A 10,876-nucleotide genomic window follows, 5' to 3' on the forward strand; every position below is an offset into this window, starting at 1 on the left:
AGGTGGGGGAGGATGTCAAGCAGCGCATAGCCCGCCACTGGCTGGCGGATTTTCACGGCGTCGTGCAATGAGCGCCATCCCGGATGCCGGGCGGCGCATGAGCGCTTACCATCCTCAGCAGGCCGATTTTTACGGAGTCACCCCATGACAGAAATGGCACAACCCAGCCTCAAGCCTCGTATCGAGATCCGCTACTGCACCCTCTGCCGCTGGATGCTGCGCGCCGCCTGGCTCGCCCAGGAGCTGCTCTCCACCTTCGACAGCGATCTCGGCGAGGTGGCGCTGGTGCCCGCCAGCAAGGGGGAGTTCAAGATACTGGTGAACGGCATCCAGGTGTGGGACAGGGTGGCCGACGAGGGCTTCCCCGAGGCGAAAGAGATCAAGCAGCGGGTGCGGGACGTCATAGCCCCGGAGCGCGATCTCGGCCATGCCGATCGCAAGCCCGCAGCCGAATAAGGCGACCACACAGAGCAAAAGGGAGGCGACAGCCTCCCTTTTTGTTTGCCGTGGCGGCTAACCTGCGGACTCTGCCCGGGCGGGTTGGCCGATATAGCGGGCCCGCTTGTGAGCCTTGATGCGGCTCACGTCCACCCACACCAGGCCGTCGATGCAGTGGTTGAAGTCGGGGTCTATGCCAAAGTCCATGAACTGCACGCCCCCCGGCTCGCACAGCTCGGAGTATTGCTTGTAGAGGGTGGGAATGGCGCAGCCCAGGTGGTCGAGGCGGGCCTTGAGCGCCTTGAGATCGCTGCCGTAATCGTGCCCCTCGAACAGGGACGCCGTCTCGGGGTAGGGGCGGCGCGAGGGGGCCAGCGCCAACTCGGGGGCGAAGTGCTGGCGGTAGAAGCCCACCAGCAGATCCTTGGCCGCCGGCGGCAGGCTGCCGGAGAGGGTCACGGGCCCGAACAGATACCGATACTGGGGGTAGCGGGCCAGGTAGGCGCCTATGCCGAACCAGAGATAATCCAGCCCCCGTTTGCCCCAGTAGGCGGGCTGGATGAAGCTGCGGCCCAGCTCGATGGCCTGCTCCAGCCGGGGCAGCAGTCTCTCTTCAAACCCGAACAGGGTGTGGCTGTAGAGGCCGCTCACCCCCTTGCGCGCCAGCAGCTCGGCCACGGGGGCGAAGCGGTAAGCCCCTATGATATCGAGGCGGGCCGGATCCCAGAGGATGAGGTGGTGGTAGTCATCGTCGAAGGCATCGAGATCCCGCCGCCTGCCCGAGCCTTCCCCCACGGCGCGAAACGCGATTTCTCGCAGCCGCCCCAGCTCGCGCAGAATCACCGAATGGCCCTGCTCGTGGCGGCGATAGAGCAGGATGCGCTGGCCATCCGGGGTCTGCTCGAGCAGCTCGCAGCCGTCCATGGCCTGTTTGAGCTGGCGGCGATCCTCCGGCAAGGCGATGGGGGCCTCGGTCGTCAGGGGGCCCTTCTTCCCCTTGCCGAGGCGATAGAGATGGCGGCGCACCAGGGCGGCGGCTGTCTTGGGGGCGAGCTCCCCGAGACTCTGGGGCGGGATGCGCTCCCCCAGGGTGAGGGAGATGCGCCGCCCCTGCTGGCGAAACAGCTGGCGCACCAGCAGCAGGGCGGAGGCGGGCTTGTGGAGCCAGGAGGCGAGATAGAAGGGGAGGCCGTTGCGTCCGTCCAGATGGATGGGCACCAGCGGCGTGCGGGTGCGCCTGGCCAGTTTGATGAAGCCCCCCTGCCAGGGACCGTCCTTCACCCCCTTGGGGCCGAGGCGCGACACCTCGCCGGCGGGGAAGATGATGAGGGCTCCCTCCTGGGCCAGGTGCTCCCCCATGGCCAGGATGGCGCGCCTGTCGGTCTTGCCCCCCAGGTTGTCCACCGGCAGCAACAGGGGACGCAGGGGGGCAATCTGTGCCAGCAGCTGGTTGGCCACTATCTTGACGTCAGGGCGGATGCGGCCAAGCAGGCGCAGCAGGGCCAGCCCGTCCAGGGATCCTATGGGGTGGTTTGCGACTATGATGACCCGGCCGCTGGCGGGAATGTTCTCGAGTTCGGCCTCGCTCACCCTGTAGTCAAAATCGAGGGCGCCGAGGGCCTGCTCGACGAAGTCCAGGCCGCGCAGGTGAGGATGGCGCTTGGCAAACTCGGCGAAGGCCTCCTCGTTGAGCAGCCAGCTCAGCCCCTGCCGGAGCAGGGGACGGATCAGGGGTTGGGTGGCGAGGCGGGGCAGATGCTGCCCCAGCAGGGTATCGACGTTGAACATGGGCAAGGCTCCGCGAAACGTTGCCTCAGGGTGCCGCCCCCCGGTTTCTCCTGTGTGGCAGCGCCGTGACGGTTTGATGACCCGGGGCAGAGAGCCCGCTCATACCGCAGACCCGTCCCCGCTCATACCGCCGTTATTTGCTCCCACCCGGCCCCGCTCAGGACTGCGTCACTGCTTATTGCTCCCGCCAGGCCGAGGTGAGTTGCACCAGGGCCACCAGGGTGGCGACCGCCTTCTCCATGGATTGCAGCGGGATGAACTCGTGCTTGCCGTGGAAGTTGTGACCACCCGTGAAAATATTCGGGCAGGGCAGCCCCATGAAGGAGAGCCGCGCGCCGTCGGTGCCGCCGCGAATGGGTTTGATCTTGGGGACCACGTCGGCGGCCTCCATGGCGGCCCTGGCCAGTTCGACGATGTGCATGTGCGGCGCTATCTGGCTGCGCATGTTGCGGTAGTTGTCGGTCAGGGTGAGCTCGATGCGCGCCTTGGGGTTGTCCAGCTGCAGGGAGGCGACCCGCTCCTTGAGCTGCGCCTTGCGGGCGGCGAAGCAGTCGTCGTCGAAGTCGCGGATGAGGTAGTGCAGGGTGGTTTCCTCCACGGTACCTTCCATCCGGGCCAGGTGGAAGAAGCCTTCGTACCCTGCCGTGTACTCCGGGGTCTGCTCGGGAGGCATCTCGGCGTGGAAGCGGGCGGCCAGGGTCTGGCTGTTGATCATGCTGCCCTTGGCGGTGCCGGGGTGCACGTTGTTACCTGTGATGCGCACAGTGGCGCTGGCGGCGTTGAAGTTTTCATACTCCAGCTCCCCCAGTTCACCACCATCCACGGTATAGGCCCATTTGGCCGGGAATCTCTCCAGGGGGAACAGATCGGCGCCACGGCCTATCTCCTCGTCCGGGGTGAAGCCTATCCAGAGATCCCCGCGAGGGATCTCGGGGTGGGCCAGCAGGTACTGGGCGGCGGTGAGGATCTCGGCGATGCCCGCCTTGTCGTCGGCCCCCAGCAGGGTAGTGCCATCCGTGGTGATGAGATCCTGCCCCAGGTAGTTTTTCAGGCAGCGGTACTGGCGGATGGCCAGCACCTCGTCCCCCTTGCCGAGGCAGATGTCGCCTCCCTGATAATTTTCAATGAGCTGGGGCACCACCTGTTCTGCCTCGTAATCGGCGGTGTCCATGTGGGCAATCAGCCCGATGGCGGGTGCATCCGGCTGATTGCCCGGCAGGCAGGCGGTGAGGTAGCCGTGCTCATCCAGGGTGACGTGCGCCAGCCCAAGCTGGGTCATCTCATCGAAGAGGGCGCGGGCGAAGACGAGCTGGCCCTCGCTGCTGGGACAGACAGGATTGGTCGCATCGGAGCGGGTATGAAAAGTCAGATAACGCAGAAAACGCTCAAGCAGGGTATCCATTGGCAGGCCTCTAACCACAAAAGAGGGACCATTGTGGCCAAGACGGCCGGGCCGCTTATTGCGTCAGCGCAGTTTTTGATGAATTTGTCGGGGCAGGGATCCCGGTGCACAGGGTGGCGGGAGGGGTTACCGCTCGAGGTGTGAATGAATAAAAATTCCAAATTTAAAACTCATCATGCATATGCGGAAGGGCTGAATTTCCCCTCGGCCCAGCACTGGCAAGGGGTGGGGGAAAATGGCTGGTTCCCCTGTTATTTTCAGGGCCAATCCCGAGCGGGCTCATCCCTCGCCATCCCAGAGCCAGCCTTGCTGGCAGCAAGATTTGACCCACCGGCCAAAACCCGTTTTTTAACACGATTTTTTATTGTCAGTGGCGCCGGTAAGTGTGTACACTCCGCGCCGATCCGAGGGTAACCCTGAGCAGGCAGAGGCCGCCAGACACCGACAGGATCAGACGCCTATAGGGCGAGGCACGCAGAAACGACAGACACTGCTGGGGAATGGTTTCTTTAATACCGGTTAGGCTCCGGTATCAGGGAGAACAACAGACTCTCATCACCTACTGACCGAGTGAGCCAACGGCTCATCATCTTCCCTTGTCATGGGCGGTCACTGGCGTTGAGCGGGCTGTGGTGGTTGTCGTTTATCAACACGCGTGCGTGCTGACGTCTACCCTTCTCTTCCTTGAACCCTTCTCCTTCTGTCGGGATGGCTGCCGAATGATGAACGAACGGCGTGGCTGATGCCGGTTGTCATCAAAGTACCGCGGCGCCCCATTACAGTGGCACCGCATACCGTTGAGCTTGATGTAAAGCCACCAGCCCCACATCAAGACTCGTTACTTCCCAAGATCCACCAGGCAGCCTTGGCTTGCCGCGATGTGCAATAGAGGATCTGGCTGTGACAAGCCAGCGGCAGGGTCAGGCAACAACGCCTGCCGCCGCCAGCCGTGACGCACCGGGTGCCCGCAGGCAGCCTTTGCTCGCCGCATGTTGCAATCGATGGTCTGGATGTGATTGAGGGTAACGAAGGCGGCCTTCTGGCCGCTCATTTGCGAGGCATAGCCCATGACTAACTGGTCCAGCAAGGACTCCTTGAAGGTCTACAACGTTCCCTACTGGGGTGCGGGTTTTTTCAATATCAATGACGCCGGTCATGTGACCGTCTCCCCCGACAAGTCTCGTCCCGAGGCGCGCATCGTGCTGTCCGAAGCCATCGAACAGCTGCGCCAGTCCGGACTGACTACCCCGGTATTGCTGCGTTTCCCCGACATCCTCAAGAGCCGGGTCGATGCGCTGTTCAACGCCTTCGGTCAGGCCATCGAGAAGTCAGGCTATGAAGGGGACTACCTGTGCGTTTACCCGATCAAGGTAAACCAGCAGCGCCGCGTCATCGAGACCATCAGTCAGTCCTACAGCGACAAGCCGCGGCTTGGGCTGGAGGCGGGCTCCAAACCGGAGCTGCTGGCCGTGCTGTCCCATCATCATGAGCAAGGGTCCGTGATCGTCTGCAACGGTTACAAGGACCGCGAATACATCCGCCACGCCCTGCTGGGCAACCTGATGGGCCACAAGGTCTACATAGTGGTGGAAAAACCCTCCGAGCTGGAAATGGTGCTGGACGAGTCAGTTCGCCTCAACATCAAGCCCAACATCGGGGTGCGCGCCAAGCTCGCCTCCACTGGCTCCGGCATGTGGGAATCGAGCGGTGGATCCATGTCCAAGTTCGGCCTCTCCGCCTCCCAGATCCTGGCGCTGGTGGAACGTCTGCGCAGCCTCGGCAAGCTGGACTGCCTGCAACTGCTGCACTTCCACCTGGGCTCCCAGATAGCGAACATCCGCGACATCCAGGGCGGCATCCGCGAGTGCGGCCGTTTCTATGCCGAGCTGCGTCGTCTCGGCGTGCCCATCGACGTGGTCGATGTGGGCGGCGGCCTGGGTGTGGACTATGAGGGCACCCGCTCCCAGAGCCACTGCTCCGCGAACTACAGCCTGTCCGAGTACGCCAACAACGTGGTGTGGGGCATCGGCGATGTGTGCCGCGAGTTCGACCTGCCGCACCCGACCATCATCAGCGAGTCCGGCCGTGCCCTGACCGCCCACCACGCCGTGCTGGTCACCAATCTGATTGGTGCCGAAGGGGTGGAAGTGAACGACATCCATGCGCCTGATGAAGACGCCCCGACCATTCTGCAGAACATGTGGAAAGGCTGGCTGGACCTGCGCAGTGAAGATCCCTCCCTGCTGGAGATCTTCCACGATTCTGTGGCGGATCTGGGGGATGTGAACACCCAGTTCACCATGGGTCTCTTGAACCTGGAGCAGCGCGCCTGGGCCGAGATGCTGCACCAGAACACCTGCCTGGCGCTCAAGGAGCTGCTCAACCCGGTCAACCGCAACCACCGCGCCCTGGCCGACGAGCTCTCCGAGAAGCTGGCAGACAAGTGCTTCGCGAACTTCTCCCTGTTCCAGTCCCTGCCCGATGCCTGGGGTATAGGTCAGGTTTTCCCCGTGATGCCACTCACCGGCCTCGAGCGTCCGCTCACCCGCCGCGGCATCCTGATGGACATCACCTGTGACTCCGACGGTCAGGTGGAGCACTACGTCGACGGCCTGGGTGTCGAGAGCACGCTGCCGATGCCGGAGTATGCCGAGAACGAAGAGTGCCACGTCGGCTTCTTCCTGGTGGGTGCCTACCAGGAGATCCTGGGGGATCTGCACAACCTGTTCGGTGATACCCACTGCGCGGAAGTGTGGCTGGACGAGGAAGGCAAGATGGACATCCGCAACGTGGTGCGCGGCGACACCGTCGACCAGCTGCTGCGTTACGTCAACATCGACCCCTCCGTCATTCGCGAGAACTATCAGCGGATCGTCTCCCACCCGGCGCTGGACGACGCGACCCGCAAGGCCCTGCTCGACGAGCTGGAGCTGGGTCTGCAAGGCTACGCCTACCTGGAAGACGAATAAGCCACAGGCTGATTCGCCCCGTCGGTGCAAAGACGGGAATAAAAAACGGCGCCTTCGGGCGCCGTTTTTGTTGCCAGGATCTGCCCTGCGGTGATGCACGGGGCGAATACCCGTCTCCATTCGAAGAGCAGGAGCCAGCACTGGGCCCTGGCAGGCCACAGATCCGGAAGATATCCTCGACTGCCCGCCGTTTCCCTTGATCCACATCAAATGGGACTCGGACCGGTTATTTTACGGTCAGGAGTGTTGTTGATGGGATGTAACAAAAGGATGTGCATATGGAACTGGAAAGGGACCCGAGATGCTATACCGACGTCTGTATCGACGGTAAGTGGTATCACTACGATCATTGCAGCACCCACGTCTACATGCTGATGGGGGGCGCGGCGCCGAGCCTGCAACTGGCCTGTGAGCCCGGTAGCGAAGAGGAGCTGATCGCCATGCTCCAGCAACTGACCCGCTGCTGAAGCAGGGCTGTCTCATGGCCATCGGGCAACACGCCGCGATGGCCACTTTCTGTTTTTCCTGTCAGCCGTTCGTCTTGCGGCCAAACAGCTTCTTGCCCATCTCCATCAGGGCGCTCGCTGCGGCATAGCTGCTGTCTGACTTGCCCACCTCGTCCGCCACATAAAGGAAGTCTGACTTGTACTTCTCCACCGCCTCCTGGGGGTTGGTGGCATCGATGAAGTCCTCCTGCACCTCGAACCCCTGTGCCAGCAGCGCCGCCTTCTCCGTCAGAAAGCTGGGGGAGGCCATGTCGACATAGGTGTACTGCTGCCTGTTGGAGGCCGGAATGCTGAAAAACTGGTATCTGGCCATTTGTGCTCCTCGCTTGCGCGGCGTTGTCTTGATGTGATCGGCTCTCGCCGAACGGCCCCTTGTTTGCCGTCTGTGCAAGGGGTGAAAAGTAACATTCGAGTCTTTGTCGGGCAGCCTATCCCGAGTCAGCGAGAGATGCAATTGGAGAATGTATTCGGGGAAAGGGAGGGGCGAGCGCAGCAGAGTGCAATGGAATAGCCCCTGCGTCAGGTTGGGCTCAGGCGAGCACGCCACCCGCATAGGGATCTCGGTGAGGCTCATCGATGTGGCTGTGGGCCAGCAGCTGTTCCCCCGGCATGGGGCGCCCGAGCAGATAGCCCTGCAGGGTGTCGCAGCCCAGCTCGGTCAGCAGGGCGCGTTGCTCAGGGGTCTCCACCCCCTCGGCCACGATGCGCATGTCCAGAGCCTGACCCAGGGCGATGATGGCGGCGATGATGGTGGCATCGTCCCCCTCGTGCGTCAGGGTGGCGACGAAGCCCCTGTCAATCTTGAGCTCATTGGCAGGGAAGCGCTTGAGGTAGAGCAGGCTGGAGTAGCCGGTGCCGAAGTCATCGATGGAGATGCCGAGCCCGAGCTCGGCCAGGCGATTGAGGATGGCCAGGCTCTCCTCGGCGTTCTCCATGGCGGTGGATTCGGTGATCTCCAGGGTGAGGTGGCGCGCCTCGAGCCGGTGGCGACGCAGGGCACCCTCCACCTCTTGCAGCAAACCGGGGCTGGCCAGCTGTATGGTGGAGAGGTTCACCGCCACGCTCCAGTCGTGATGACCCGCTTCCCGCCAGCGGCTCATCTGACGACAGGCCTCATCCAGTACCCAGTTGCCGATGGGGATGATGAGCCGGGTCTTCTCCGCCAGGGGCAGGAAGCGGGCCGGGGAGATGGTGCCATATTCCGGATGCTGCCAGCGCAGCAGCGCTTCGGCGCCAACCACCTGGCCGCTGCGGGCGTGGTACTTGGGCTTATAGTGCAGGACCAGTTCCTCCCGCTCCAGGGCATGGTGCAGCGCCTGTTGCAGCAAAAACTGCTGGTGGGCATTGGCATTCATGGCGCTGTCGAAGCAGTAGTAGCCGTTGCGCCCTCGCTCCTTGGCGTAGTACATGGCGGCATCGGCGTTGAGGGTCAGCTCGTGCAGGCTGGTGCCATCCTGGGGATAGACGGCGATGCCGATGCTGGCGGTGATGTGCAGGCTGTTATGCTCCCACTCATAGGGCTGGGCCAGGGCGGCCAGCAGGCGCTCGGCGAAGGCCGTGGTCTGGCTCAGGTCCCCCGGCGCCAGGGCCAGCACGAACTCGTCCCCGCCAAAGCGCGAGGCAGTGTCGCTGGCGCCAAGCAGCCCGGTGATCCGCGCCGCCACCTCGGCCAGCAGCAGATCCCCGGTGTGGTGGCCGTGGGCATCGTTGATGATCTTGAAGCCGTCGAGGTCGAGAAACAGCAGGGAGAAGCTGCGCTGGCTGTGCTGGCACTCCTGGATGCGCTGCTCCAATCGGGTGGCAAACAGCAGCCGGTTCGGCAGCCGGGTCAGGCTGTCATGGAGCGCCAGCTTGATCAGCTCGTCGTGGGCCAGGTGCAAGGAGGTCGAGAGACGGGCGGCGTGGGCATCCAGCATGGAAAGCACCAGGGCGATGGCGAACACCGCCAGGGTCACGATGATGATGACGGTCGCCAGCCACTGGGTATTGAGGCCGGTATAGAGGGCGCCGCACAGGCTCCCCTGTGGGAACTGGGCTGCCGCCATGCCGGTGTAGTGCATGCCGATGATGGCGGCTCCCATCACCAGGGAGGCGACGGCCTTGCGAAAGAAGGCGCGGGGCGTGCTGTTGCGCAGGCGAAACGCAATCCAGAGCGCGGCGCCGGAGGCGAGCACAGCGATCAGGATGGAGAGCGCGAAGAGGCCGTGGTGGTAATGAATGCCGGGATCTATCTTCATGGCCGCCATGCCGATGAAGTGCATGGTGGCGATGCCGGCCCCCATCAGCAGGGCGCCCCCCGCGACGTGGCGCCAGGGCAGCTGGGGGCGGCTCACCAGCCAGAGTGCGAAGGCCGACGAACCGATGGCCGCCACCAGAGAGAGGCCAGTCAGGGTCAGGTCGTAACCGAGCGCGATGGGCAGGTTGAAGGCGAGCATGCCGATGAAGTGCATGGACCAGATGCCGAATCCCATGGCGAAGGCGCCCCCCGTGAGCCAGAGGGCGGCGGCCCGGCCCCGGCTCTGGCTAACCCGGCTTGTCATGGCCAGCGCCGTGTAAGAGGCGAGCACCGCCACCAGGATGGAGAAAAACACCAGATCCTGGCTGTAATAACTGTCGAGCATGGGGTGGGTTGCGGTCACTTCACTCACTCTGGGATGGAAAACGGCCTGAGCCATGGCCGGACTGGAGAAGAAAATCGGGCTGGGGATTGTACACCAGGGGCGTCCCAAAGCGGTCAGCTATACGCACCAAAATGGACCCTGGATCAGAGTAAAAGCACTGAATTTATCCCTTGATGGCAATGCCCTCACGCGCCCTATCCAAAGGCGGGTTCCAAATTTTCCCGTTTGGAAAACAGGGGTATGGAAAATCTGGGAATAGATAGTTCCGGTCGTGACCTGCTATTGAAATACGGCTCGGGGAGAGTCCTGGAGCTGCTTTGTAGTGCTGGCCTCTCCATTCATGTGAGGCGCTTTGGGCGTGGTGCTTGTTGCCGCACAGTTGCGTTCACCATGACCATTGGGATGTGATGTCACAGTGCCATATAGGTATCTGGCTTCGTCTGCGCCTTGGTTGATCCGATACATCTGTTATCATGCGTCTCCCGCTTTCGTTATCTCGTTGAACCTGCAGGAGAAACCATGGCTCGAACCCTCTATTTGCTGCGCCACGGCCAGACCCGCTATAACGCCGAATTGCGGTTGCAGGGGCGTTGCAACTCGGATCTGACCGCCAGAGGCGAAGCTCAGGCCCTCGCCATGGGGGCCCGCCTGGCAGAGCTCCTGGCTGAGCCCGCGAGCTGGACCCTCTATGCCAGCCCCCTCGGTCGTGCCCGTCAGACGGCGGAGCGGGTATGCCAGCAGCTTGGCTTGGATAAGGAACGCATCGTGTGGGACGAACGGCTGGTGGAGCTGGGCATGGGGGAGTGGGAGAGCCGCCGGGTTCCCGAGCTGTTGGCGGCCCATCCTGAGCTCGATCTGGAAGAGCCGGATTGGTATCTGCAGGCCCCGAATGGAGAGAGCTTCCAGAGCATTCAGCGCCGGGCCCAGGCATGGCTGCAGGACGAAGGCATTGCCAAGCATGCCATCGTCGTCTCCCACGGTCTGTTCGGTGCCATGCTGCGCGGTGCCTATGCCGATCTGGATTACATCACCACCTGGACACAAGAGCTGCCGCAGGATGCCTTCTTCAAGCTCAGTGGCGGCCGTATAGAGCGGATTTCCTGCTGACCACGCGAAGACGGCCCGCCCTTGACGGCAATGCTGATCAGTTAA

The 10,876-nt window shown here is 62.9% G+C and carries 9 protein-coding genes; 4 read left to right on the forward strand and 5 right to left on the reverse strand.

Going from position 1 to position 10,876, the window contains the following annotated elements:
- The first annotated feature begins 153 nt into the window (after positions 1 to 153).
- Entirely contained in the window at positions 154 to 456 is a 303-nt protein-coding gene (locus BN1127_RS08350; protein ID WP_005332735.1) for an Rdx family protein, read from the forward strand.
- A gap of 57 nt (positions 457 to 513) precedes the next feature.
- On the opposite strand, the gene olsF is transcribed toward BN1127_RS08350, so the two are convergent.
- The 3 genes from olsF to BN1127_RS08365 all read right to left on the reverse strand — a co-directional run bounded on the left by olsF (position 514) and on the right by BN1127_RS08365 (position 4,715).
- Positions 514 to 2,226 (reverse strand): bifunctional ornithine lipid synthase OlsF, encoded by a 1,713-nt coding sequence (olsF, locus tag BN1127_RS08355; RefSeq protein ID WP_005332733.1) that lies wholly within the window; start codon positions 2,224 to 2,226, stop codon positions 514 to 516.
- 175 nt (positions 2,227 to 2,401) lie between these two features.
- Positions 2,402 to 3,628, reverse strand: coding sequence for a peptidase T (gene pepT, locus BN1127_RS08360; RefSeq protein WP_005332723.1), 1,227 nt, complete (start codon positions 3,626 to 3,628; stop codon positions 2,402 to 2,404).
- An 838-nt stretch (positions 3,629 to 4,466) separates the two neighbouring features.
- Entirely contained in the window at positions 4,467 to 4,715 is a 249-nt protein-coding gene (locus BN1127_RS08365) for a hypothetical protein (RefSeq protein ID WP_005332721.1), read from the reverse strand.
- On the opposite strand from BN1127_RS08365, the gene speA reads away from it, so the two are divergent.
- Positions 4,696 to 6,597 carry a biosynthetic arginine decarboxylase gene (gene speA, locus BN1127_RS08370; protein WP_041206114.1) on the forward strand — a complete coding sequence of 634 codons (1,902 nt, stop codon included), beginning with the start codon at positions 4,696 to 4,698 and terminating at the stop codon, positions 6,595 to 6,597. The two genes, BN1127_RS08365 and speA, sit on opposite strands and share 20 nt — an antisense overlap.
- Positions 6,598 to 6,875: 278 nt before the next feature.
- Positions 6,876 to 7,064 carry a hypothetical protein gene (locus BN1127_RS08375; protein ID WP_005332719.1) on the forward strand — a complete coding sequence of 63 codons (189 nt, stop codon included), beginning with the start codon at positions 6,876 to 6,878 and terminating at the stop codon, positions 7,062 to 7,064.
- A 61-nt stretch (positions 7,065 to 7,125) separates the two neighbouring features.
- Here the strand turns inward: BN1127_RS08375 and BN1127_RS08380 are convergent, their stop codons facing one another.
- Together BN1127_RS08380 and BN1127_RS08385 are read right to left on the reverse strand one after the other, a co-directional pair.
- Entirely contained in the window at positions 7,126 to 7,416 is a 291-nt protein-coding gene (locus tag BN1127_RS08380) for a hypothetical protein (protein ID WP_042649120.1), read from the reverse strand.
- 217 nt (positions 7,417 to 7,633) lie between these two features.
- Positions 7,634 to 9,742 carry a putative bifunctional diguanylate cyclase/phosphodiesterase gene (locus BN1127_RS08385; RefSeq protein WP_231557459.1) on the reverse strand — a complete coding sequence of 703 codons (2,109 nt, stop codon included), beginning with the start codon at positions 9,740 to 9,742 and terminating at the stop codon, positions 7,634 to 7,636.
- 501 nt (positions 9,743 to 10,243) lie between these two features.
- Between BN1127_RS08385 and BN1127_RS08390 the strand changes: the two genes are divergently transcribed.
- Positions 10,244 to 10,831 carry a histidine phosphatase family protein gene (locus BN1127_RS08390; RefSeq protein ID WP_042649122.1) on the forward strand — a complete coding sequence of 196 codons (588 nt, stop codon included), beginning with the start codon at positions 10,244 to 10,246 and terminating at the stop codon, positions 10,829 to 10,831.
- Positions 10,832 to 10,876: the final 45 nt, after the last annotated feature.

It is taken from the genome of Aeromonas media, from assembly GCF_000819985.1.
Lineage (GTDB): Bacteria > Pseudomonadota > Gammaproteobacteria > Enterobacterales > Aeromonadaceae > Aeromonas > Aeromonas media.